Origin of the sequence: Leclercia sp. LSNIH1 (genome assembly GCF_002902985.1) — a bacterium.
Taxonomy (GTDB): Bacteria; Pseudomonadota; Gammaproteobacteria; order Enterobacterales; family Enterobacteriaceae; genus Enterobacter.
The window spans coordinates 1,513,087-1,536,731 of the sequence record NZ_CP026167.1 but is presented as its reverse complement, the minus strand read 5'-3'; the positions used below and the strand labels follow the sequence as shown (position 1 = coordinate 1,536,731).

Sequence of the window (23,645 nt, the reverse complement as noted above, 5' to 3'; positions counted from 1 at the left end):
AACGGTGTATGTATTTTTATATTCGCTATCGCGAAATAAAATCATTACGTAATAAGAGAGGGACACCTTATGAATAAATCATTTCGCCTGAATCAGCTGGCTATTAGCATGAGCATGATTCTGGGCAGCAGTTTTCTTTTGTCTCCAGCACTGGCAAATACCTGCGCGGGCACTGCATTTACCGGAACCTGCGGATTAACGCAATATGACATGACGTCACCGATAACGCCAAAGCCTACCGCGTGGTATTTCACTCAGAAAACCCAGGATGCGGCCATTGACGGCACGGCCAGGGCCCAGAATATCTATTTTGCCAGCGGCACCTCTTCCCGAACCTCTTCTGATATCCAACAGCTTCTTGTTGATGGCGCGAATCTGAGTGGCCATTATATCAACGTCAGTAAAGAGGGCTCAGCTACCGTTGTCCTGAATAATAAGGCCGCGGTGGACTTCATCGAGGCGGGCGCGAAGAGTTCTAACACCAATACCCATATCGTTGTCGATAACTCTACCCTGAACGGTGCCGCTAAGGGGGGAGATTATGATATAAAAAACGCCCCAAACTCGAAGTACTATCTTGACGGAAACGCCATTCATCTGGACGTCGCTGACAGCGGTGATGCCGATATTGATATCCAGAACAATAGCTTGATTACAGGCCGCATCTACGTGGGCGGCGCGGGGACACACGACGTCACCGTGCAGGACAGCCGTATTCAGGCGGGCAGCATTTTGCTGTACAACGCGACAAATAATAACGCCATTACGGTGCAGAACAGCCTCATCGATACCACTAACGCCGTCTCCAAAACAGCCAATGCGATAGAAATCACAAACCTCACCGCTGCAGATAAAACGCATACGATTGTAGTTGACCATAGCCAGCTGACGGGCTCGGTGGCCCTCTCTACCTCAGGCAGCACCAGCGCGCTGTCGGTTACCGATTCCACCATCACCAAAACCACCCAGAAAAACGGTAACGCCATTAGCCTGTCAAATGGCAAAGCCGCTCAGCTGAGCCTGGATAATAGCGAGATTGTCGGTCATACGGTGCTTTCCGGCTCGGAGAGCGTTACCGCCTCGCTGGCGGACTCCTCCCTTAACGGCAACCTGATTGCCAACAAAGCCGCGCAGATTGCCATGGATATCACCCGCTCCGTGCTGACAGGCAACGTCGATGCCAGCGCCGGCCAGGGCAGCGTGGATCTGCATCTGACCGACAGCACCCTCTCCGGGGATATCAACCTCAACGGTGCCAAAGTGCTCCGCTCCGACATCTGGCTGGATAACGCTGAGGTGGCGGGTAATCTGTACGGCAGCGGCGCTGCGAGCACCCTGCACCTGGCGAACATGCCTGAGTTTAGCGGGACGAAGTTCAGCAACTTCGGCAAGCTGGCTATCGCGGACGATGTGGTCCTCACCGACGGCTTTACCGACACCAACGTGGGCAGCGCCCTGACAGTGAACGGCACTACCGTGACCGCGCCGGTGCAGATGAGCAGCGGCAATTTAACCTTTGATAACACCAAACTTATCGCCGATACCCTGGCGCTGAGCAGCGGCGCATCGTTGAATATGATCAACCATAGCCAGCTGCAAACCCGTTCTGACCAGCTGTTCAACCTGGCGGCCTCATCCCTGCTGCCAGAGGGCTATAACGAGACCGGGGCGAACGTAGGCTTTACTGACAGCACGCTGATCCTGACCGATGACACCTACCATCTGGACTATGTGAAGGCGGTCAATGAGCTGCTGGGCTCCACAGAAGGCAACAGCCTGGTGATGCTCGGCACGCTGCAGAATGCCGATAGCGTGGCGGGCACCGCCAGCGTAATCGAAGCCGCCATGACCCAGGCGGTGCTGGCCCACACCCAGGTTACCTCTGACAAAAACCGGCTCATTATCGGCGAGAAAGATGCGATCACCGATGACACCATTTTCGTGCGGAACGGCTTCGGCGCATCGCAGCTGCGGTTTGAAGGTGAAGGCCAGCCAGCGGTGGATATTGTCGGCGGCCAGACGCTGACTCTGACCGGGGCCGCTGGCGCGTTGATCGACGTGGCCGGCGCACCCGATGAGCCTGTTGCGGTAGCGGTCAATAACGGGACGCTGAACTTAGGCATCGCGGCCATGCAGGATGTGACCGGTCATCTCACCGGTACCGTCACCGTGGCCCCTGAAGGCGCGCTGAACATTGTGGCAGGCGATCACACGCTGGTTTCCGGCGGATCTGCTGCCGGGGTAGTCAGCAGCGGCCTGGTCAGGGTTGAACAACAAGCCACTCTGCACAGCGATGTCGCGCTTCAGGATAGCGCCCAGATGGCGGTTAACGGTTCCCTGCTGGCAGGGCAGCTCTCGGCCAGCCAGGAGGCACAAATCACCGTCGGCGATATCGCCGCCGCGGGCACGCTGGTCGCAGAACGTTTGGATCTGCAGGGGGCCCGGTTGTTTATCGACCCGGCCTGGACGGATGGCGGGACGCTGGCTAACGCCTCCCATGTGGCAAGCGGCGGCAGTGAGATTAACGGGCGCGTCACCGTGGGTCAGAACGCCCTGCTGGTGCTGGGTGATACCTCCACCGCTGCGGCAGAAGCCCGTTTCGCCAACAGCGGCTTAACCTGGGGTGAAAACGCCATCACGGCGGCGGTCTCTGTCCATACCCCGCAATACCTTAACGCCACCCAGGGCGGGCTGCGGGTCGACGGTTCACTGACCGGCAGCTCAGCCGACCGTGACGCCGCCTTTAATACCGTTGACTTTGCCGACCACTCTTTGCTGATGGTCAGCACGAAGGAGATGACCAATGGCCAGGCCGCGCTGAATGCGACCGAGGGTAGTCTGAACGTAGCGGACAGCGCCGCACTTTACGTCGCGGATGCAAAGGCCAACCAGACTTACTCGGTTGCCAGGGGCTTTAGGGATGTCAACATCGCTGGAAACGGCTGGCAGAACGAGAATCTGCTGCTGAATAAACTGCTGACGGCCACGACCCAGGAGCGTGACGGCGAGGTGCGGGTCACCACCCAGGCTCGTGCGGCACAGGACGTCCTGCCGGGCGTGGTCACTACCCATGCGCTGGATCAGCTTATCGCCAGCGGAGAGAACTCACGCTCTGCCAGCCAGGCGGGCGCACGTTATCTGTCGGTTGCTATCGATACGCCACAGGCGAGCGTGGATGAGGTAGTAAGAACCATCAACAGCGCGGCGCAAATCGCCACTGCGGGCGGCGTGCAGCACAATACCTGGGCGGCAGGCAACGCGGCGGTGGATGCCGTTCTGGAGCGTAACTCCATTGCCAACGCGGGCCTGCAACCCGCTGACACTGACGCCAGCGTCTGGGTTCACGCCCTGTACGGTAACCCGCGCAGCAGCGACCTGAGCGCCGGGAATCTGAGCTACGGCCAGAACAGCAAATTCTACGGCCTGATGATGGGAGGAGACAAAGCCTGGCAGACCGAACACGGCACCCTGCGCAGCGGCGCGGCGTTCCATGCCGGTAATGGCGACAGTGATTCACGCGGCGATACCAACGCCACCCACAATGATTTCAGCTTCTGGGGCGTTACCCTGTACCAGAACTGGAACCAGGATCGCTGGAACCTGACGGGCGACGTCAGCCTGACCCAGACCAGCAACGATGTTTACCAGAAACAGCCGGGTTGGATGGAAGCAGGCAACAAGCTGAAGGCAAACGTCGACGGGATGCTGTTCAGCGCGGGCGTGCGGGGCGAGTACCTGATCGAAACCGATGTGCTGGATATCATTCCTCATGCGGGTGTGCGTTATAACCAGCTCAAGACCGAGGCCTTTGATACCAAAAACGATCAGGATGAACGCGTCTTCCATACCGATAAAGGCACGCAGAACATCTGGCAGTTCCCGGTAGGGGTGAAAGTCGCGAAAACCTTCGCGCTGGATTCCGGCTGGAAGATGAGTACCCAGGCCGATGTCGGCGTGGTTGCTGTCACCGGCGACCGGGAGAGTCAAAACACCCTGCACACCGTGGGCATCAGCGCCAGCGATACTCTCCGCGCAGAGATCATGGATGACACCGCCTTTAACGGCCAGCTGGGGGTGAAAATGCAGAAAGGCAATATGACCTTCGGCGTGGGCTATAACGTGAATGCCTCTCATCACGACACCGATCAGACAATGAGCGCCACCTGGTCGCTCAACTTCTAAAACAAACAAGCCGCATACAGAGTATGCGGCTGCTTTTTTGTAGGCCCGGCAAGCTGGCGCCGCCGGGCGTTTCCTCAACGGCTAAAACGCTGCTGAATGGCCCGCAGCCCTGATGCCGTCACCGTCACCTCGCGAAACCCTTCCACCCGCTGGATCCAGCCTTTGGTTTCCAGGAAAACCAGCAGCGCTGCACCCGCCTCACCGCCCAGGTGGAAACGGCGTTCGCTCCAGTCCAGGCAGGCGCTACACGCTTTGCGCCGGGTATTAGCCTTAAGCGCGATCCCCAGCGCCAGGAACGCCTCGCGGCCTTTTCCGGTGAGGGCAGACCCGTCTGCCACCAGCCAGCCTTCGGCCTGCATAAAATCATAGATCTGCACAGCGACCGTGCCCGCGAGATGGTCGTAACAGGTGCGGGCATAACGCATCGACGCAGGTGTGGTGGTTTCCGGCGGCGTGATGCGGTGCCATGATAGACCCATCATCTGCTCTACCAGCTCCGCAACGTCATGCCCCGCCAGACGATAGTAGCGATGCCGCCCCTGAGAAAGGCAGGTAATCAGCCTGCCCTCCACCAGCCGGGCGAGATGGCCGCTGGCGGTTGAGGGTGCCACATCCGCCACCGCGCTGAGCTCCGTGGCGGTCCACGCCCGCCCGTCCATCAGCGCACAGAGCATTTTGACCCGTGACGGATCGGCCATCGCCGCCGCAACAGCCGCAACGGCCAGCTCCAGCGCAGCGCTATTATCAGGAGGTAAACGCGTCTTTAACATTGGCAGCCCACGGCCCGGTGATCTCTGCGGCCAGCTTATCATTATCCGTCAGCAGAATAAGGTGATTCGCATGATCGCTGTACTGGGTCAGGATGGAGACCCCCTGTGCGGCCAGCGCGGCGGCAATCTCGCCCAGCTCGCCAGGGCGCGCCTGTTTCAGCTTACGGATCAGTGGTTTTCGCACCGCTTTCACATTAAAACCCGCGGCAAGGAGGAGGCGCCGGGCTTTTTCGCCCTCCACCACCAGGAAATGCGCCTCCACGCCAAACACGCCGCCGCCCTCCAGCCCTACGCCGTTGCGCCCCAGCAGTTGACCAAAACGTGCCAGCTCGCCTGGGGTGTCGTTGAACCTCACATGAACGTCATACATCGGCATGCCCTCCGGTTTCTGAACTGTACTCCCGCACCACCTGCGCCACGCGAATACGGTAGTGGGTAAAAATCGACGCCCGCCCTTCGGCCTGTGCGGCCTGGTGAAACAGATTTTGTCTCCAGCGGCAAATCGCCTCCTCGTCCCGCCACCAGGAGAGGGAGAGGATTTTGCCCTCGGTGGTCAGGCTCTGAAAACGTTCAATATCGATAAAACCGTCGATATCCGCCAGCAGCGGTTTTAGCTCGGCGGCCAGCTGCAGGTAACGCGCCTGGTGCGCGGGTGCGGCTTTGGCTTCAAACAGGACTGCAATCATGATCTCTCTCCGTTGTGAGGTTAAGGAGAGAGTGCAGGAAACAAAAACGTGATGCTTCGGTGAAGAGCGAAATGTCGCTTTCGTGCGCCGGGGTTGCCGGGTGGCGCTGCGCTTACCCGGCCTACGGAATGGCGGTTGTGGCATCGATGCGCTGGAACCGCCGGGTGGCGCTGCGCTTACCCGGCCTACCCAGGCACGAACCGTAGGCCCGGCAAGCTTGCGCCGCCGGGCGTTTTTTAGCTGAGGATCGACTTCGGCTCCATAAACGCGCTGATGCCCCAGGTTCCCATCTCGCGCCCCACGCCGGAGTGCTTAAATCCGCCAAACGGCGCTTTGGGCTCGTGTGTGAGGGTATTGACCAGCACGCGACCCGCCTGGATCTGCTGCGCCACGCGGCGGGCACGCCCGCTGTCGCCACCGAGCACCAGCGCGCTCAGGCCATAGTCGGTGTCGTTGGCAATGGCGATGGCCTCCGCCTCATCGCGGTAGGCGATCACGCACAGCACCGGACCAAAAATCTCATCCCGGGCGATAGCCATCTGGTTATGCACATCGGTGAACAGCGTTGGCCGGACAAACCAGCCATCCCGGGTGCCCTCCGGCCGCCCTACCCCGCCCGCCAGCAAACGCGCCCCCTCAGCCAGCCCTTTCTGAATATAGCCCTGCACCCGCTGCCACTGTCTCTCGCTCACCATCGGACCGACCACGGTCTTCGCATCGCGCGGATCGCCCGACGCCACCGCCGCGACAGCCAGCGCCAGCGCCTGCTCAAATTCAGCCTTACGCGACTGCGGTACCAGAATACGCGTACCGGCCACACACGCCTGGCCGCTGTTCATCAGCCCGGCCTGGACCGCCAGCGGGATCGCCTGTTTGATATCGGCATCGTCGAGAATCAGCGTCGGCGATTTACCGCCTAACTCGAGGGTGACGCGGGTAAAGTTCTCCGCCGCGTTGCGCAGGATCGCTTTGCCGGTCCGGGTCGATCCGGTAAAGGAGATTTTTGCCACATGGGGGTGACGGCTAATCGTCTCCCCCACCGTATCGCCGCGCCCGGTAACGATGTTAAACACCCCCGGCGGTAGATCTGCGGCGTGCAGCGCCTCGGTCACAATCTGCGTCTGCAGGGCGCTCATCTCGCTGGGCTTGATCACCGCGGTGCAGCCTGCGGCCAGCGCCGCCGCCAGTTTGCCGCAGATAAAGCCCGCATCGCTGTTCCACGGGGTGATAAGCCCGGCGACGCCCAGCGGGGTCATCTCTACTCTGGCCGCACCCGCGACGGTCGTAAATTCGAACGCCTCCAGCGCCGCAATGGCCTGGGCAATCACCTCCGCCGGATAGCTCGCCATCCAGGCCGAGCGTGATGCGGGGGCACCATACTCCTCAACCACCGCCTCCAGCAGATCGTCGTGGCGGGCGGCCACCGTAGCCTGCATCCGTTGCAGGGCGGCAATGCGCATTTGCTTTGTGGCTTTCGACCACGCCGGAAACGCGGCTCTGGCCGCGGCAATGGCACGTTCGCCATCCACCGCATCGGCCAGACGCACCTGACCGATGACGCGCGCCTTCGCCGGGTTATACAAATCGAAGCGCTCCGTGCCGTGTGGAGTGACAAACTCCCCGTTGATATAAACCTGTTCGATGTGATGCATAGTGACCTCCTCAGACTGGATAAAGCGAGTCTGGCACGCCTTCTCCGTTACGATAATCCACGCTATGCTGCAAAGGTTGTTTCGATTTTCAGGATAATCTATGCACCGTTCAGGACTGACAGAGCTGGAAGTGGTCATGGCCGTAGTGCGTCGCGGCAGCTTTCGCGCCGCGGCCCAGGAGCTGGGGATGTCGGCCACCGCCGCGAGTAACGCCATTGCCGGGCTCGAAAGCCGCCTGCAAACGCGCCTGTTCAATCGCACCACCCGCAGCGTGGCCCTCACCGAGGCGGGGCAACGCTTTGTCGCGCGCGTGGGGCCTGCCTTGCAGGAGATCCGCCAGGCCAGCCTGGAGATCCACAGCGATCCCGACGAGCCTGCCGGCATCCTGCGCCTGAACGTGCCGAACAACGTCGGCGCCCTGTTCCTGGACGCGCTGCTGATCGACTACATGATCCGCTACCCGAAAATGCGCGTCGAAGCGGTAAGCGAAGCGCGGATGATCGATATCGTGGCGGAAGGGTACGACGCCGGGATCCGCCTCGCAGAATCGGTCCCGCAGGATATGATCGCCGTGCCGCTTACCCCCGATATCCGCCAGCTCATCACCGCCACACCGGACTATTTTGCCCGTCACGGCATTCCGCTTACGCCGGACGATCTGCTGCAACATCAGGGGATCGGCATGCGGATGGCGCACGGCGGGATCTACCGCTGGGAGCTGGAGCGGCGTGGAGAGCAGCTTGCCCTGGCGGTGGTGCCCCGTTTTGCCACCTCGGATCTGTTTGCCTCGATCCGGGCGGTAAAAGCCGGACTGGGGGTAGGATTTTTACCGGAACTCTATATTCAACAGGAGCTGCAAAGCGGGGAACTGGTGAGCGTGCTGGAGGAGTGGACGCAGCCCTTTGCCGGACTGCGTCTCTATTACCCTGGCCATCGTCACGTCCCGCCTGGGTTGCAGGCGCTGGTGGCGATGATCCGCGAGCGGGGTCTTACTCGAGGTTAGCCTTGTTGAGGCCGTAGGCACCGTCGAGGGAGCCCGGTTCCATACGGGAGGTGATGCCTAAGCGGTTCCAGGCGTTGATCGCCACAATGGCAAAGTTCAGCTCTGAAATCTCCTTTTCCGAGTAGTGTTCCGCCACGCTGCGGTAGAGGACATCGCTGATCCCGTGCGGGCCAATCTGCGTCAGCGCTTCGGCGAAGGCCAGCGCCGCTTTTTCCCGGGCGCTGAACAGCGGGGATTCGCGCCATGCGGCCAGATGGTAGAGGCGCAGCTCACGCTCGCCCGCAATTTTCGCCTCTTTCGCGTGCATATCCAGACAGAAGGTACAGCCGTTGAGCTGGGAGACACGAATGTCGATCAGGTGCTTCAGCGCCGGGTCGATGGAGGTCTGGCTCACCGCCATGCTCAGGTCGGAGAGCGCTTTAGCGAGGGCAGGTGTGGCTTTATGGTGGTTAACGCGAGTGCTCATGGTCTTTCCTCTTTTGTGCGGTACAGGTCATGCGATGGGGCAAATTTACGCCGTTCATGACATAGTAAAAAGATACAAAAACCGCGAAACGAGGTAGGACATGAAACCGGGCTATCACCAGATCTATACCCGCTACCGGGACAATATCACCCGCGGCATACTGAAGCCCGGCGACAAGGTGCCCGCCATTCGCGTGCTGGCGGAGGAGCTGAAGGTCGCGCGCAAAACGGTGGAAACCGCCTACGCCATTCTCATCGGCGAGGGGTATCTGGTGAGCCAGGGGGCGCGTGGCACCCGGGTGAACCCGGACTTAAACCTCCCCGCCGCGCCACCGCCGCCTGACGATACTGTCACCGGCACGTTACCGGAGTCCCTGGTCAGCCAGCGCGAACGGGCCGGCTTTTTACGCCCCGGCATCCCGGCGCTGGACAGCTTCCCGTACAAAAAATGGCTGCTGCTGGCGGGCCAGGCGGTGCGCGCCATGCGCCAGGAGGAGATGCTCAACCCGCCGGTGATGGGCTGGGCTCCCCTGCGCCAGGCGATTGCCCGCTACCTGAACATCTCTCGCGGGCTGACCTGCACGCCGGATCAGGTGCTGATCACCAGCGGCTACAGCGGCAGCCTGCGCCTGATCCTCGATACCCTCGCCAGCCGCAACGACAAGGTGGTGCTTGAAGATCCGGGCTATTTTATGGGCCAGCAACTGCTGCGGCGCATCGTGCCCCGCCTCTATACGGTGCCGGTAGATCGCGCGGGGATGGACACAGACTACCTGCTGCGCCACCACGCCGACGCCCGGTTTGCCATCGTCACCCCGTCGCACCAGAGCCCGCTGGCGGTCACTCTCTCGCTGCCGCGCCGTCAGCAACTGCTCGACTGGGCCACCCGCAACGAGGCGTGGATCGTTGAGGATGACTATGACGGCGAGTTTCACTACACCCGCAAGGTGCTGCCGTCGCTGAAAAGCCTCGATCGCCAGGATCGGGTGATCTACATGGGCACCTTCAGCAAAACCGTGATGCCGTCCCTGCGCCTTGGCTATGTGGTGATGCCCGCCAGCACGGTAACGGCTTTTAACGACTGCGCCGATCTGCTCGCCAGCGGCCAGCCGGTGCTGACGCAAAAGATCCTCACCACTTTCCTCAACGAGGGCCACTTCTTCCGCCATCTGAAAAAGATGCGCGCCCTCTATCAACAGCGACGCGACTGGATGATTGCCGCCCTGCACGCAGTCTATGGCGACCGCTTCTTCACCGAACAGAACGATGGGGGAATGCATATCGTGGCGTTCTTAACCAAAGGCAGCTGTGACCAGGAGATCGCCCACTGCTGGCAACAGCATCAGCTCCAGGTGAACGCCCTGTCGGCGTGGTACAGCGGGTCGGGCAAACGCTACGGGCTGGTGATGGGGTATAACAACGTGCGGTCGTATCAGGAGGCGGTGGCTTTGCTGGAAAAACCGAAACAGCAGACGCTGGCACTGTTGCGCTGACAAGCGCCGGGTGGCGACTACGCCTTACCCGGCCTACGGTTCGTGCCCTTGTAGGCCCGGTAAGCGCAGCGTCACCCGGCGATAACTGCGCAGGCTACAAATCATACCGTGACAGCCCGATGTCTTTTAAATGTTCATCACTTAACTTGCTCAAAATCCGGCGCGTGCGGTTGATGCGATACCAGCGGACGAGGGCTTTTCCCATCCAGATAAAGATCGCAAAGGGGCGTTTGGCTCGATTTTCGTGGAATTCCATGATGCTCTCCTCGGGGGGTCTGAGGGGTTATCATCACGGATCCCACACCTTTCAATACAGATTCAAAAATTACTTTTTTTTAACATACAGATCGTCTAAAACAGGAACTGCATGGCAGTTTTTACCGCCATCTGTACCGGTTTGCTTTTCTGTATGGCGAGAATAAGGGATACAGCATGACGCGCTACCAACATCTGGCCAATCTTCTGGCGGAACGCATTGAACAAGGGCTCTATCGCAGCGGGGAGCGTTTACCCTCGGTGCGTGCCCTGAGCCAGGAGCACGGGGTCAGCATCAGCACCATACAGCAGGCCTATCAGATCCTCGAAAACTTACAGCTAATCACCCCCCAGCCGCGCTCGGGCTATTTTGTCGCACCGCGAAAGGCGCAGCCGCCGGTGCCGGCGATGTCGCGCCCGGTGCAGCGCCCGGTGGAGGTAACCCAGTGGGATGAGGTGCTGACCCTGATGGAGGGGCGCAATAAAACCGACATCACGGCCTTTGGCGGCGGCCAGCCCGACCTGACCCAGCCAAGCCTCAAGCCCCTGTGGAAAGAGCTGAGCCGGGTGGTGCAGCACAGCGTTAAAGAGGTGCTCAGCTATGACGAACTCGCCGGGCGACGCGAACTGCGCGAGCAGATCGCCCGCCTGATGCTGGACGCCGGATCGGTGGTCACCGCCGACGATCTGATCGTCACCAGCGGCTGCCACAGCGCCCTCTCTCTGGCGCTGCTGACCATCTGTAAGCCCGGCGACATCGTGGCGCTGGAATCCCCCTCTTTCTACGGCACCATGCAGATGCTGCGCGGCCTGGGGATCAAGGCGATCGAGATCCCCACCGATCCGGTGACGGGGATCAGCGTCGAAGCCCTGGAGCTGGCGCTGGAGCAGTGGCCGATCAAAGGGGTGATTGTGGTGCCCAACTGCAATAACCCGCTGGGGTTTATCATGCCCGAAGCTCGCAAACGTCAGCTGCTGGCGCTGGCCCAGCGGCACGATATCGTCATTTTTGAAGACGATATTTATGGCGAACTGGCGTTCGAGTATCCCCGCCCCTCCACCATTCACTCGCTGGACATCGATGGCCGGGTGCTGCTGTGCAACTCCTTTACCAAAACTGTCGCCCCCGGGCTGCGGGTGGGGTGGATTGCTCCGGGCCGCTATCACGACCGGATTATGCACATGAAGTATGCCGCCAGCGGCACCAACGTGCCTGCCAGCCAGCTGGCACTGGCTACCTTTATCCGGGAAGGGTATTACCACCGCCACGTGCGGCGGATGCGCCAGATCTACCAGCAGAATATCGAGACCTACACCTGCTGGGTCAGGCAGTTCTTCCCCTGCGGCATCTGTGTGACCCGCCCGATGGGCGGCTACATGCTGTGGGTGGAGCTGCCGGAACATGTGGATATGGTCTGCGTGTCGCGGGAGCTGACGCGGTTTAACATCCAGATCGCCGCCGGATCGCTCTTCTCAGCCTCCGGCAAGTACCGGAACTGTTTGCGGATCAACTGCGCCCTGCCGCCAAACGAGAAGCACCGCGCGGCGGTAGAACAGATGGGGGAAGCGGTGAATATTGCGATGGCGGAGTAGCGCGGTGCGGCCTGTTCGCCGGGTGGCGGCTGCGCCTGACCCGGCCTACGGTTCGACTCTTTTGTAGGCCCGGTAAGCGCAGCGCCACCGGGCATTTTCACATCAGAACGTCCACGACACGCTGCCGACAATGCTGCGCTCGGCGCCAAAGTAGCAGTAGGAGAGCGAGTTACAGGCCGCCACGTAGCTTTCGTCCGTCAGGTTGTTGACGTTGAGCTGGGCGCTTACCCCGGTCAGCCCCACCTTCGACAGGTCATAGCCCACCGCCAGATCCACCAGGGTGTATGACGGCAGGGTGTGGGTATTCATGCGGTCACTGGTCACGCCGTTGACGTAACGCACCCCGGAGCCCACCGTCAGGCCATCCAGCGGCCCGGTTTTCACGTCATAGCTGAGCCAGCCGCTGGCCATATTGCGCGGGGCATAAACCGCACGCTTGCCCTCTTCCTCCGGGCTGCTCTTCTTGTAGCGGATGTCGGTATAGGTGTACGCCGCCTGCAGGCGCAGGCTGTCGGTCAGTTGCCCTACCGCTTCCAGCTCCACCCCTTCCGATTCAATTTCGCCGATGGAGCGGTACGGATCGGTCGGCTCCTCTTTGGTGGCGATGTTTTTCTGGTTGATGCGGAACACCGAGGCGCTGAACTGGCTGTTCATCCCCTCCGGCTCAAACTTCACCCCCGCTTCCCACTGTTTGCCTTTCATCGGGTCCAGCAGATCGCCGTTCTCATCCGCAAAGCTGGTCGGGGTAAAGGCGGTGGAGTAGCTGATATACGGCGCGATGCCGTTATCGAACAGGTAGAGCAGCGCCGCGCGGCTGCTGAAGTTATTCTTGTCCAGATCGCTGCGGGTATCGTTCAGCTTGTCGACATTGGAGACGCTCACCTGGTCATAGCGCCCGCCCAGAGTCAGGCGCCAGCGGTCCAGGGAGAGCTGATCCTGCAGGTAGTAACCGGTCTGGCGCAGCTTGTGCTTCTCCTTGCTGTACATCGTGATGCTCTCCGGCCCGGCACCGTAGACCGGGTTAAAGGCGTCAATCGGCGGGAAGCTGCCGTAATAGCCGGTGGTGTGGTTGCTGCGATCCTGGTAATCGAGGCCAATCAGCACCCGGTGGTTCACCGCCCAGGTATCAAAGCTGCCGTCGATCTGGTTGTCCAGGGTGATGGCGTTCATCTTCTCGTCCGAGCCGGAGTAACCGCGGTTGAGTTCGGTGTCGTTCAGCCAACCCGCGGCATAGACCTGGTTCAGCTCCACTTTGGTGTGCAGATAGCGCAGCTTCTGGCGCACCGACCAGCCGCTGTCGAACAGGTGCTCGATGTTATAGCCGACCATATCCTCGCGGCGATCGTACTTGTCATAATCGTCCTCGCCTTCGAAGAAGGTGTTAGAGATCATCTTTCCGTTGTGCGGCACCACGGTTCCGTCATAGGGCAGGCCGGAGTGGCTCCCGCCCTCGGGATCGCGGTGCAGGTAGGCCATCAGATCCAGGCGCGTGTTATCGGTGATGCGCCAGGTCAGGCTCGGCATCAGGGCGTAACGCTCCTCTTTGAGTGGATCAAACTGGGAATCGGCATAGCGGGTCATACCGCTCAGACGGGCCGCCACGCGGTCGTCGTCGTCCAGCGCGCCGGTGACGTCAAACATCGCCCCGCGCTGATCGTTATTCCCGGCGAACAGCTTAATTTCTCCGCCCGGATCGAACGACGGTTTGCGCGAGGTGAGCGCTACGATCCCCCCCGGCGACGAGCGGCCATACAGCACCGAGGCCGGGCCGCGCACCACTTCGATATTTTCCAGGAACCACGGGTCAACCACCAGCGAGCTGTGGGAGTTGGTGTCGCCCATCATCTTCAGGCCGTCGAGATAGACGTTATCCAGGCTGCCGTCGGAGAAGCCGCGCAGCACGATGTAGTCAAAGCGGTTCGAGGCGCCGATCTGGTTGCTGTAGACGCCCGGGGTGTAGCTCACCGCCTGGCGGACGCTGGTGGCGCCCTGCTCCTCAAACTGCTCGCGGGTAACAATCGACACCGCCTGCGGGGTCTCGATATCCGGCGTCGCCAGCTTGGTGGCGCCACTCTGCATCTGCGAGGTGACAACAACCGTTTCGGTTTTTGGCGTCTCCTGCGCCATCAGGGGGAGCGCGACGCTCCCGGTAACCCATCCCACCAGCAGTGCCAGCCGCGATTTAGCGAACATGAAAATCTCCAGAGCTATTTCTAATTATTAATGAGAATTATTACCTTTTTCATTTAGAAGATAGCTATGCGCGCTGCCAGAGTACGTATGCGCAATGCCAAACCGCACGAATGGCGTTGGCGATGGGGAAAAAACGGATTAGCAGCCGTTACGGACCGCGCCGGGGCAGATGCCGTAGCGACGGCGAAAGGCGGTGGCAAAGTTGGTGGCGTGCTGGTAGCCCGACATCCACGCCGCCTGCTGCACGCTGTGGCCTTCCAGCAGATAGCGGCGCGCCAGCGCGAGGCGGCAGTCGCGCAGGTAGTCGAATACCGTGCAGCCATAGGCCTGACGGAATTTGCTGCGCAGACTGCTCGGGCTCATCGCCGCCCGGGCCGCCAGCTGGGCGAGGGTGTACTCCTGCTCCGGAGCCTGCGCCAGCAGATGACGGATCTGCTCCAGCCGGGCATGCTCACCGCCGGCAGCGCTTACCCGCGCCGCGCCCTCCTGCTCCCGCAGGTGCAGGCCGTGGCCCAGCAGTTGATACATGACTCCTTCCAGCAGCAGCTGCCGCGACAGGCTGCTGCGCTCGCGCTGGCGGGCATGCTGGATCCCGGCCAGCACAAAATCCGGTACCTGCCAGACAAAGGTGGGCGCGTTAAGCTTCTCCCACTGCGCCAGCAGAGAGGCGAGCAGGCTTTCACGACGGGCATCGTCAGGGTAAACCCCAAAAGAGAGGGTTTTCAATGCGATATCAGCGTCATGACGGGCAGACATCGCCTGCTGTTCGCTCAGCCTGGCGCTGAAAGCCATGCCCGGGCGCACCACATAAACGTTGCCGCTGAGGGTCAGGGTCACGCAGCCTTCCAGCACCACCAGCACATAGAGCGGGCTGCTGTGGCGGGAGGTGGTTTCATAGGGTTGCAGAACGCGGACATCGGAGTGGGTTAATGAGATGCCGGACGGCAGAATCATCTCTTCGACATCGCCGTGCAGAACCGGGCTGCTGCTGGCGCATGTATCAGTGAGCAGCGGAAAACGGTAGTCAATGCCGTAGCGCTCGCCAAAGACCTTAAAGTCAGCAACGGAAAAGGTTTTTTTCGCTGTGGGGGCCGGGTGAGGGAGCATTGAGTCGGACATACCTGCGCCTGGAAAAGCATATTAAAAATAAAACAGTATCACTCCTTTAACGCGGCGGCAATGCAGGCAAATTTAATAAATATTAAGCTCCGACAAAATGCCGGAGCTCAAATATATCCGCCTGGTGCTGGCGATTATTACGCTTCTTGCCAGCCAGCAAACACTTCTTTATGGTCTTTGGTCAGAACCACATTATTCCCGTCGATTTTATCGACCCACTCAAGCGGAATATAATGGTGTTTACCGCCAGACTCGGAGTCATTTTTTGCGAGCTTAATGCGGTTGCCGTCAAGATGGTCAACGGTGCCAACGTGGGTACCGCAGCTTGCCATTACCTGAGCATGGTCCTTGATTTCACTCTGGTTTACCATAATTAATTCTCCTCATTTGGTTTCTACGGGTGTGACACGAAACTAACTGTAGTCCATAAATAACGTTTCGACCGCCTCATTAGCATTTCGAAACATTATTTCCCGCCGCGTTTTAGGTTCGCACGAAATATATAAGAATCGACTGAGAAATATTCCAGGCACGTTATTATGTCGCATAATTATCTTCACGCACTCAACATGGAGGCATATATGGTAGAAACCAATCGTACCGAAATATCCCTGGCTCTTGGTGAAGCGGTTTTAGATATCGTCCAAAAAGGCCAGGAGGTGTCGAGAGAGAATCTGGCACGGGCCATGAAAAGTAAAGCGGAGCGAGAACCTGATGACGAGCGCCTTCTTGATTACTGGAAAGCCTGTCATATCCTTGCCGCTTAAAGGTGGCGGCGTGGAGCCTGTGCCCCGCGCCGCCTTTGCGATCACTCGTCGAAGTACCAGTAACCCTGGTTAATCAGCCCGGTCAGTTCGTCCACAAATGCCGGATTTCGCAGGGCATCGCCCAGCTCCGCACGGCTAAGCTCGGTGTAGCGACACAGTGCATCTGCTGCGTTTGCATCCGACACCTCCAGCCGCTCGCTGTTGATAAAGAAGCTGCCCCCGACATTCAGGACCCGTAACCCGCTCAGGCGAGTCAGCGTTTCGCCGCCCGTCAGCGCGTCGAGCACCTCTTCCGGGGTGTACTCCGGTTCCGCCGGGGCAATATCCAGCTCGTGGCGCGGCGTGGAGATGAAGCTGCCAAACCACTGTGTAAAATCGTCTGGTTTGCTGATCATGTCGATCATCATCTTGCGCAGGCGCTCAAGCTCATAGGCCTCAACCCGGCCCGGATGGTCGCGGCAGGTGAGATCCGGATCGCTGTAGTGCTCTCCGCCCAGATCGTTCTCCAGCGCGTAATCGGCAAAGCTGCTGATCAGATCCCGGCCATTCGGCCCGCGGAAACCTACGGAGTAGTTGAGCGCCGTCTCGTGGGTGAAGCCGTCGTGGGGGAATCCAGGCGGAATATAGAGAATGTCGCCCGGGGCCAGATCTTCGTCGATGATCGGCTCAAAAGGATCGACATGAAGCAGCGCCGGATGCGGGCAGAACTGACGCATCGGCAGTTTGTCACCCACGCGCCAGCGACGGCTGCCCATCCCCTGGATGATAAACACATCGTACTGATCGATATGCGGACCCACGCCGCCGCCCGGCACCGAGAAGGAGATCATCAGATCGTCCAGACGCCAGTCCGGCAGGACGCGGAACGGACGCACCAGCTCGGCGGCAGGGGCGTGCCAGTGGTTAACCGCCTGCGCCAGCAGCGACCAGCCGGTTTCGCCTAAGCCATCGAAGTGCTCGAACGGACCGTTGCTGGCGTGCCATTTGCCCTCTTTATGGCTCACCAGGCGACTGTCCACCTCCGGCTCCATCGCCAGCCCTGCCAGCTCATCGGGGCTGATAGGATCGACAAAATTTGGCAGTGCGTTTTTGAGGACAACGGGTTTCTTTTGCCAGTATTTTTCTAAAAATTCCGGCCAGTTCAGGTTGAGTTGATACGCCATGGTTAGCACCAGTTAAAAAGACAAACGGGTGTGATTATAGGAAGAGGTGGGGCCGCGCTGCCTTGTCGTGGGTCAAGGGGGAATGAAAACCTGCCGCATTCAGCCATTCGCATGACACAGGGTGACAGTTTCACGCTTTATCGTGAGCGCAAGTTACAGAGCGACTTATATCGTTAATCACTAAGAGCGTATTGTCATGAGGCCTGCGATGAGCCCGTTTATTGAACTGCCGGTTTCCGCCAGCGTAAAGACCCTGATGGGGGTATATACCCGTAAGGAGAACCCATCCGTTTTCGCACCTGTGGCCGGTGAGCTGCCTGAAGGAAGCGTGGTTCGCATTCAGGCGGCGGTGGTGGGTGATGCGGTGCAGGGCAATCCTCACTGGTACCGGATTGATGAAGAGACCTTTATCTGGGCGGGCGCCTGCACGCCGATCCAGCCCTGTCCCGAATTTCCGCCTGCTACGCGCGTTAACTGGACGGCGGTGGTATTTGCGGTGCGTTAGGCGCTGATAACCCGCACCTCCTCTGCCGTAAACGCCGCGATCGCCTCCTGATCCAGGCTCGCCTCCACCACCAGCACGTCAATATCGCGGCTTTTCGCCACCACAAAGCGCGCCACGCCGGGGATTTTGTCGGTGGTGAGCGCCACGATGGTCTGGCTACTCTGGCCGATCACCGCTTTCTTGAACTCGCAGTCAGCAAAGTCGAAACCGGTCAGCCCCATGCCGGGATCCATGGCGCAGCCGCCGATAAACGCCTGATCGAAAATCATCCCCTGGATCTGGCTGGCCGCCGTCGCCCCCACGGCCCCGCCGGAGCTGCGCTGGATCTGCCCACCGGTGATGATCACCTCGCACAGGGGGTGACGCAGCAGCTCTGCGGCGATGGCCGGGGAGTTAGTCACCACAGTGACGGCCAGATCCGGGGGGAGCGCCTTCGCCAGCGCGAGGTTGGTGGTGCCGGTATCGATAAAGATACAGCTACCCGGCTTGATCAGGGTTGCCGCTTTCTGCGCGATCGTGACTTTTTTTGCGTGGTTTTGCTGCTCGCGGCTGTAGAAGTTCCCGGCATCGGCCAGCTGTAACACCGCCCCGCCATAGACCTTCTTACAGAACCCTTCTTTGCTAAGCTCATGTAAATCACGGCGAATCGTGTGTTCCGATACCTGCATGCGGATCGCCAGGTCAGCGCAGATCACCCGGCCATTTTCTTGCAGGATCTGGCGGATCCGATCTTGTCGTTGTTCCGGGAAAGCTGCATAATCGAGCATAAATTATCTTCTCTGGATTTGAATCGAGCAACAATGCGCATAATGTTGCATGAACGCCTGCTCTGTCAATCCATGCCATCACAACCGGAGCGTCACGATGAAGCGCGATGATGATTACCACCAGCAGGTGCCCGCCACCCAGCCCCATGACGGCTTCCTGTTTGAACCTGTGAACGCAGATGCGCGCGCCGGGGAAAAGGTGCAGCGCAAGACGCCTGCCTCCCCGTTACTGAAACCTGATAAGGATGTGAAATGACCTCTCAGACCACCGGAGCCGTCCAGCGGCTTGCCACCCGGATCGTCTTTTTCATTGCCGGTTATGTCACCGCCACCTGGGCGGTGCTGGTGCCTTTCGCCAAAGCCAATACCGGCGTTAACGAGGCCACGCTTGGCTCGCTGCTGCTCTGTCTGGGGATGGGGGCGCTGATTGCGATGCCACTTACCGGGATACTCACCAGCCGCTACGGCTGCCGCCGGGTGATTATCACCGCGATGGCGATCGTCCTGCTCACTACCCCGCTGCTTGCCATCATCCCGGATCCGCGCCTGCTCGCCGCCGCATTGCTGCTGTTTGGTGTGGGGGTCGGCGTGACGGACTGCGCCATGAATATTCAGGCGATCATCGTTGAGCGCGACGCCCCCGGGCCGGTGATGTCTGGTTTTCACGGCATGTACAGCGTGGGCGGCATTGCCGGCGCGGGGGCGATGACCCTGCTGCTGACCCTCGGGGCCAGCGCTTTTATCGCCTGCCTGATCATCATTCTGAGCGTCGCGCTCATGCTCGCTTTCAGCCTGAAAGGGCTGCTGCCCTGGGCCAATCCCGCCTCTGGCCCGGCCTTTGCCGTGCCGCGCGGCGTGGTGCTGCTGATCGGCCTCATCTGCTTTGCGGTGTTTCTCGCCGAAGGCACGGTGCTGGACTGGAGCGCGGTGTTCCTGACCGAGGTGCGCGGCGTGCCTGAATCCCTGGGTGGGCTGGGCTTCACCTGCTTCTCGGTGGCGATGACCTTTTTCCGCTTAACCGGCGATAAACTGATCGCCCGCACCGGTGCCCTGCGCGCCGTGGTGGGGGGCGCCATCGTGGCCGCCGCAGGGTTTGCGCTGGTGACCTTTGTCCCGCAGTGGCAGCTGTCATTGCTGGGCTACGTGCTGGTGGGCGCCGGTTGCGCCAATATCGTGCCGGTGATGTTCTCCGCCGTTGGCCGCCAGACCCGCATGCCGCAGGCAGTTGCCGTCCCGGCTATCACCACCCTGGGCTATCTCGGCGTGCTCGCCGGGCCCGCAATTATCGGTTTCGTGGCGCACGCCACCTCTTTAACCCAGGCGTTTATGGTCATTATGGTGCTGATGCTGGTCGTCGCCCTGCTCTCCGTGACCGTCACCGCCTCTCAACCCGCCCGCAGCGAGGGATAAGATGAATATTGCACATGTGGCACTCTGGACCCGTAACCTGGACGCACAGGTCCACTTCTGGCAGACGGTTTTTGGCGGCCAGCGTAACGAACGCTACCTCAGCAAAAACCGTCCGGGCTTTGAATCGCACTTTATCACGCTGTCCGACGGACCGACTATCGAGCTAATGACGGTGCCGGATCTGCCCGATCGCCCTTCGCACCCGGAGTTTGTCGGCTGGGCGCATATTGCCCTGAACGTGGGTAGCAGGGCGGATGTGGATCGGATGGCGGAGCAGGCGCGGTTGAGCAATACGCTGCTGAGCGCTCCAAGGATGACGGGAGATGGCTATTATGAAGCGGTAATTGCGGACCCGGACGGGAACCGTATTGAGCTGGTGGGGGAATAATCTGCCAATATTTTACCCCTCGTGAGAGAGCATCAGGCATTGCCGGGTGGCGGCTACGCCTTACCCGGCCTACAAAACCCGTAGGCTGGGACTGCCGAAAACCGTGACTGAGCTGGAAAAAATATCGATTGCTACTCTGGCCCGCTGTCCCATGACGACAATGTAATCCATTCTGGCCTACGCTTACCCGATAAGAAACGCAGATTCACCTATTCCGCTATGCACCTTTCATATAGTTATCATATTGTTAAATGATAATGATAATTAATGTGTTAAAATTGACATGTTCATAAAACTGCCACCTGAAACGCATGAACAGAGGGGGCGGTTTTTACGCTGAGCGAAAATCCTCTCATCTTTGTCAGGCTGAAACATTGGGGCTATTAATGGAACACATTGTCTATGTCGTTGATGATGATCACGCTGTCAGGCGGTCCGTGGTCGGGCTGCTGGAGTCTGCCGGGCTGAACGCCCTCGACTTCTCCTCGGCAGAATCTTTTCTGCAACACACCTTTGAAGATGTGCCCTCCTGCGTGATCCTCGATATGCAGATGCCCACCATCAGCGGGTTTGAAGTGGCGGACTCCCTGAAGGCCAGCGGGCGCGAGATCCCGATAATCTATCTTACCGGCCACGGCACCATTCCGATGACGGTGAAGGCGATGAAGGGCGGTGCGTATGAGTTTCTCACCAAGCCGGTGGCGTCGAACGATCTGCTGAACTCCATTGGCGACGCGCTGAAGCTGGCGGAAGAGAACGCCCTGCAGTTGCGGGAGCAGTACTCTCTGAAGCAGCGCCATCTCTCGCTGACGCCGCGGGAGCAGGAGGTGTTGCAGCTGGCGATCAGCGGGATGCTGAACAAGCAGATCGCCGCCGAACTGGGGGTAAGTGAAATTACCGTCAAAGTCCACCGCCGACGGGTAATGGAGAAGATGCAGGCCCGCTCGCTGGCGGATCTGGTCAGGGCCGCGGAGCGCCTGACCAGAAGCCAGCCCTCAGAGTGACGTCTCGCCCTCCGCCAGCGGCAGGGTAAAGGCAAAGACAGAGCCGTGCGGCTCGCGGTTGCGGGCCGTCAGCTTGCCGCGATGGCGCTCGATAATGCTGTAGCTGATGGTCAGCCCCACCCCCATCCCCTGGGCTTTAGTGGAGTAGAACGAGTCAAAGATACGCTCGGTCTGCCCCTGGGCGATGCCGGTACCGCTGTCGGCGATTTCAAATGTGATCCCGCCCCCTTCCGGGTTCGAGGTGGAGAGTAGCAGCGTACCGGGCCGCGTTTTGATCTCGGCCATCGCCTCCACCGCGTTCATCACCAGATTCAGCAGCACCTGCTGGATCTGTACGCTATCAGCCACAATAAAACTGTTCGCCGCCGCCAGGGCATAGCTGACGCTGATGTTCCGCCGCTCCAGCTCGCTGCGCGAAAGAGTGATGATGTGCCGCACCAGATAGTGCAGATCGATACGGGCAAAGGCCGGATCCTGTTTGCGGGTGAGGGACTGCAGGCTGCGAATGATCTCCCCTGCCCGCTCCCCCTCGGAGACAATCTCCTCCAGCCCGAGCCTGGCCTTATCCAGCCGGGCCGGATCGCGGTTCAGCCAGCGCAGGCTGGCCCCGGCATTCGCGACAATCGACATCAGCGGCTGGTTGATCTCGTGGGCGATGGACGAGGTTAACTGGCCGACGGTGGTCGCCCGGGAGACGCGGGCCAGCTCGGCCTGCGCCACCCGCATGGCATCTTCCGCCGTCCGCTGGGTGGTGATGTCGGTGATGATGCCGTAATACTCGTTCACTTCGCTGCCCACGCCGACCGGATCGCCAATCCCCAGAATGGTGCGCACGGCGCCGTCGGCGCGGATAATGCGGAACTCGGCGCGCATGGTCAGGCCATCGCGCACGCTCTCGGTCACCAGAGTGCTGATGCGCGGATAGTCATCCTGGTGCACAAAGGTGAGAAACTCCGCCATCGAGATCATCTTCTGCTTCTCCGGCAGGCCCAGAATGCGGGCATACTCCTCCGACATAAACATCAGATCCTGTTGCAGCTCCCAGCGCCAGCTGCCGGTATGGCTGATCTGCTCCCCCAGCATCAGCGAGGTCTGGCTGGCCCGCAGCTCTTTCTCCACCCGACGCCGCTGCTGGTTCTCCTCCAGCAGCTCGGCATAGAGCCGGGCGGTCTCCAGCGAGATGGCGGCGTGCGCCCCCAGCAGGCTCACCACCCGGGAGTGCTCGACGGTAAAGACCTCCGGCATCAGGCGGTTCTCCAGGTAGAGGACCCCCACCAGCCGCGCCTGCTTGAACATCGGCACACACATCACCGCCGCGCCGGAGGTGACCAGGACGAACTGGAGCGCGTGGTGCGCCATCTGGTGGAGCACCGCTGGCCGTTCCGCCTGCACGCCACCTACGACGAGTCCATCAGCCGGATGCTGGATGTCTTTGAGAAGGTGAACCGCGAGATCCCGTTCGACGGCCTGCACTGGTTCTTCGACCATGCTGAGACGGTGACCCAGCGCAACATCGACCGCATCAAGGCGCTGGGCGGCGGCATCGCTGTGCAGCACCGCATGGCCTTCCAGGGCGAGTACTTTGCCGAGCGTTACGGGATGGAGGCGGTGCGCCACACTCCGCCGGTCACCCGTATGCTTGAGACCGGCGTGCCGGTAGGACTCGGGACCGACGCCACCCACGTGGCGAGCTACAACCCCTGGACCGCCCTCTACTGGCTGGTCTCTGGCCGTACCGTCGGCGGAATGCAGATGTACGATCACAGCGCCCGTCTGGATCGCGACACTGCCCTGATGCTCTGGACCCAGGGCAGCGCGTGGTTCTCCAACGAGCAGAGCCAGAAAGGCCAGATCAAAAAGGGCCAGCTGGCGGATCTGGCGGTGCTGAGCAAAGACTACTTCCGCGTGCCGGAAGAGGAGATCAAGGGCATCGAGTCGGTGCTGACGGTGGTGGATGGCGATATCGTTTACGCCGCGGGTGCCTTCGGTCCGCTGGCGCCGCCTGCCATCCCGGTCCTGCCGGAGTGGTCCCCGGTGGTCAAGGTGCCGGGTCACTACCGCAGCGCGCCACCGCAGGCCGCCCGCGTGGGGATGCAGCCTGCGCACCACTGTAGCGGTCCGTGCGGGGTGCACAACCATTCGCACGACTTTGCCCGCACGGCAGAGATGCCGGTGGCCGATGATAACGCCTTCTGGGGAGCGCTGGGCTGCAGCTGCTTCGCGTTCTGAT

21 protein-coding genes and 2 pseudogenes are annotated in these 23,645 nt (G+C 60.4%); 11 read left to right on the top strand and 12 right to left on the bottom strand.

All coding sequences use genetic code 11. The annotated features are described in order from the left end of the window. Positions 1 to 69 precede the first annotated feature (69 nt). Positions 70 to 4,182 carry an autotransporter outer membrane beta-barrel domain-containing protein gene (locus tag C2U54_RS07735; RefSeq protein WP_103178100.1) on the top strand — a complete coding sequence of 1,371 codons (4,113 nt, stop codon included), beginning with the start codon at positions 70 to 72 and terminating at the stop codon, positions 4,180 to 4,182. A 74-nt stretch (positions 4,183 to 4,256) separates the two neighbouring features. On the opposite strand, the gene C2U54_RS07730 is transcribed toward C2U54_RS07735, so the two are convergent. The 4 genes from C2U54_RS07730 to C2U54_RS07715 form a co-directional block, all read right to left on the bottom strand. Next, on the bottom strand, positions 4,257 to 4,952 hold the full coding sequence (locus tag C2U54_RS07730; RefSeq protein WP_103178099.1) for an ArsR/SmtB family transcription factor: 696 nt from the start codon (positions 4,950 to 4,952) through the stop codon (positions 4,257 to 4,259). After that, a complete protein-coding gene (locus tag C2U54_RS07725; RefSeq protein WP_103178098.1) occupies positions 4,927 to 5,322 on the bottom strand; it encodes an amino acid-binding protein in 396 nt (131 codons plus the stop codon). Before C2U54_RS07725 ends, C2U54_RS07730 begins: the two co-directional genes overlap by 26 nt. After that, positions 5,315 to 5,638, bottom strand: coding sequence for an antibiotic biosynthesis monooxygenase family protein (locus tag C2U54_RS07720; protein ID WP_103178097.1), 324 nt, complete (start codon positions 5,636 to 5,638; stop codon positions 5,315 to 5,317). The genes C2U54_RS07725 and C2U54_RS07720 overlap by 8 nt, the downstream gene beginning before the upstream one ends. 236 nt (positions 5,639 to 5,874) lie before the next feature. Beyond that, positions 5,875 to 7,290, bottom strand: coding sequence for an aldehyde dehydrogenase family protein (locus tag C2U54_RS07715; protein ID WP_103178096.1), 1,416 nt, complete (start codon positions 7,288 to 7,290; stop codon positions 5,875 to 5,877). Positions 7,291 to 7,390: 100 nt separating this feature from the next. Here C2U54_RS07715 and C2U54_RS07710 point away from each other — a divergent pair, with 100 nt between their 5' ends. Next, positions 7,391 to 8,293, top strand: coding sequence for a LysR family transcriptional regulator (locus C2U54_RS07710; protein ID WP_103178095.1), 903 nt, complete (start codon positions 7,391 to 7,393; stop codon positions 8,291 to 8,293). On the opposite strand, the gene C2U54_RS07705 is transcribed toward C2U54_RS07710, so the two are convergent. Then, on the bottom strand, positions 8,280 to 8,759 hold the full coding sequence (locus tag C2U54_RS07705; RefSeq protein ID WP_103178094.1) for a carboxymuconolactone decarboxylase family protein: 480 nt from the start codon (positions 8,757 to 8,759) through the stop codon (positions 8,280 to 8,282). The two genes, C2U54_RS07710 and C2U54_RS07705, sit on opposite strands and share 14 nt — an antisense overlap. Before the next feature lie 100 nt (positions 8,760 to 8,859). On the opposite strand from C2U54_RS07705, the gene pdxR reads away from it, so the two are divergent. Next, positions 8,860 to 10,251 (top strand): MocR-like pyridoxine biosynthesis transcription factor PdxR, encoded by a 1,392-nt coding sequence (pdxR, locus tag C2U54_RS07700; protein ID WP_103178093.1) that lies wholly within the window; start codon positions 8,860 to 8,862, stop codon positions 10,249 to 10,251. A 94-nt stretch (positions 10,252 to 10,345) separates the two neighbouring features. Here the strand turns inward: pdxR and C2U54_RS07695 are convergent, their stop codons facing one another. After that, positions 10,346 to 10,507 carry a DUF1127 domain-containing protein gene (locus C2U54_RS07695; protein WP_103178092.1) on the bottom strand — a complete coding sequence of 54 codons (162 nt, stop codon included), beginning with the start codon at positions 10,505 to 10,507 and terminating at the stop codon, positions 10,346 to 10,348. A gap of 176 nt (positions 10,508 to 10,683) precedes the next feature. On the opposite strand from C2U54_RS07695, the gene C2U54_RS07690 reads away from it, so the two are divergent. After that, the gene (locus tag C2U54_RS07690) at positions 10,684 to 12,099 is read left to right on the top strand and encodes an aminotransferase-like domain-containing protein (RefSeq protein WP_103178091.1); all 1,416 of its coding nucleotides are present in this window, start codon (positions 10,684 to 10,686) and stop codon (positions 12,097 to 12,099) included. Positions 12,100 to 12,201: 102 nt separating this feature from the next. Here the strand turns inward: C2U54_RS07690 and foxA are convergent, their stop codons facing one another. The 3 genes from foxA to C2U54_RS07675 all read right to left on the bottom strand — a co-directional run bounded on the left by foxA (position 12,202) and on the right by C2U54_RS07675 (position 15,782). Next, positions 12,202 to 14,310, bottom strand: coding sequence for a ferrioxamine B receptor FoxA (gene foxA, locus C2U54_RS07685; RefSeq protein WP_103178090.1), 2,109 nt, complete (start codon positions 14,308 to 14,310; stop codon positions 12,202 to 12,204). A gap of 120 nt (positions 14,311 to 14,430) precedes the next feature. Beyond that, positions 14,431 to 15,411 (bottom strand): helix-turn-helix domain-containing protein, encoded by a 981-nt coding sequence (locus C2U54_RS07680; RefSeq protein WP_103178089.1) that lies wholly within the window; start codon positions 15,409 to 15,411, stop codon positions 14,431 to 14,433. 137 nt (positions 15,412 to 15,548) lie between these two features. After that, positions 15,549 to 15,782, bottom strand: a complete 234-nt coding sequence (locus C2U54_RS07675; RefSeq protein WP_103178088.1) for a DUF2171 domain-containing protein — start codon at positions 15,780 to 15,782, stop codon at positions 15,549 to 15,551. A gap of 210 nt (positions 15,783 to 15,992) precedes the next feature. Between C2U54_RS07675 and C2U54_RS07670 the strand changes: the two genes are divergently transcribed. Beyond that, a complete protein-coding gene (locus C2U54_RS07670; protein ID WP_103181021.1) occupies positions 15,993 to 16,178 on the top strand; it encodes a DUF2767 domain-containing protein in 186 nt (61 codons plus the stop codon). A 41-nt stretch (positions 16,179 to 16,219) separates the two neighbouring features. On the opposite strand, the gene C2U54_RS07665 is transcribed toward C2U54_RS07670, so the two are convergent. After that, complete coding sequence (locus C2U54_RS07665) at positions 16,220 to 17,341, bottom strand: ribosomal protein uL16 3-hydroxylase (RefSeq protein WP_103178087.1); 1,122 nt, start codon at positions 17,339 to 17,341, stop codon at positions 16,220 to 16,222. A gap of 208 nt (positions 17,342 to 17,549) precedes the next feature. On the opposite strand from C2U54_RS07665, the gene C2U54_RS07660 reads away from it, so the two are divergent. Continuing rightward, entirely contained in the window at positions 17,550 to 17,846 is a 297-nt protein-coding gene (locus tag C2U54_RS07660) for a hypothetical protein (RefSeq protein WP_103178086.1), read from the top strand. On the opposite strand, the gene C2U54_RS07655 is transcribed toward C2U54_RS07660, so the two are convergent. Further along, entirely contained in the window at positions 17,843 to 18,613 is a 771-nt protein-coding gene (locus tag C2U54_RS07655; protein ID WP_103178085.1) for a DeoR/GlpR family DNA-binding transcription regulator, read from the bottom strand. The genes C2U54_RS07660 and C2U54_RS07655 overlap by 4 nt on opposite strands. 97 nt (positions 18,614 to 18,710) lie before the next feature. Between C2U54_RS07655 and C2U54_RS27440 the strand changes: the two genes are divergently transcribed. The 4 genes from C2U54_RS27440 (at position 18,711) to C2U54_RS07640 (ending at position 21,415) form a co-directional block, all read left to right on the top strand. Next, entirely contained in the window at positions 18,711 to 18,869 is a 159-nt protein-coding gene (locus tag C2U54_RS27440) for a hypothetical protein (protein ID WP_158251045.1), read from the top strand. Then, a complete protein-coding gene (locus C2U54_RS07650) occupies positions 18,866 to 20,023 on the top strand; it encodes an MFS transporter (RefSeq protein WP_103178084.1) in 1,158 nt (385 codons plus the stop codon). Before C2U54_RS27440 ends, C2U54_RS07650 begins: the two co-directional genes overlap by 4 nt. Position 20,024: 1 nt before the next feature. After that, on the top strand, positions 20,025 to 20,411 hold the full coding sequence (locus tag C2U54_RS07645; RefSeq protein ID WP_103178083.1) for a VOC family protein: 387 nt from the start codon (positions 20,025 to 20,027) through the stop codon (positions 20,409 to 20,411). 386 nt (positions 20,412 to 20,797) lie between these two features. Further along, positions 20,798 to 21,415 carry a response regulator transcription factor gene (locus C2U54_RS07640; RefSeq protein ID WP_039030554.1) on the top strand — a complete coding sequence of 206 codons (618 nt, stop codon included), beginning with the start codon at positions 20,798 to 20,800 and terminating at the stop codon, positions 21,413 to 21,415. Here C2U54_RS07640 and C2U54_RS07635 read toward each other — a convergent pair. Further along, positions 21,407 to 22,747 (bottom strand): annotated as a pseudogene (locus tag C2U54_RS07635) (GAF domain-containing sensor histidine kinase); the annotation flags it as partial. The gene C2U54_RS07640 and the pseudogene C2U54_RS07635 sit on opposite strands and share 9 nt — an antisense overlap. Between C2U54_RS07635 and C2U54_RS07630 the strand changes: the two are divergent. Further along, positions 22,733 to 23,644: pseudogene (locus C2U54_RS07630) on the top strand (amidohydrolase family protein); the annotation flags it as partial. The pseudogenes C2U54_RS07635 and C2U54_RS07630 sit on opposite strands and share 15 nt — an antisense overlap. Position 23,645 lies beyond the last annotated feature (1 nt).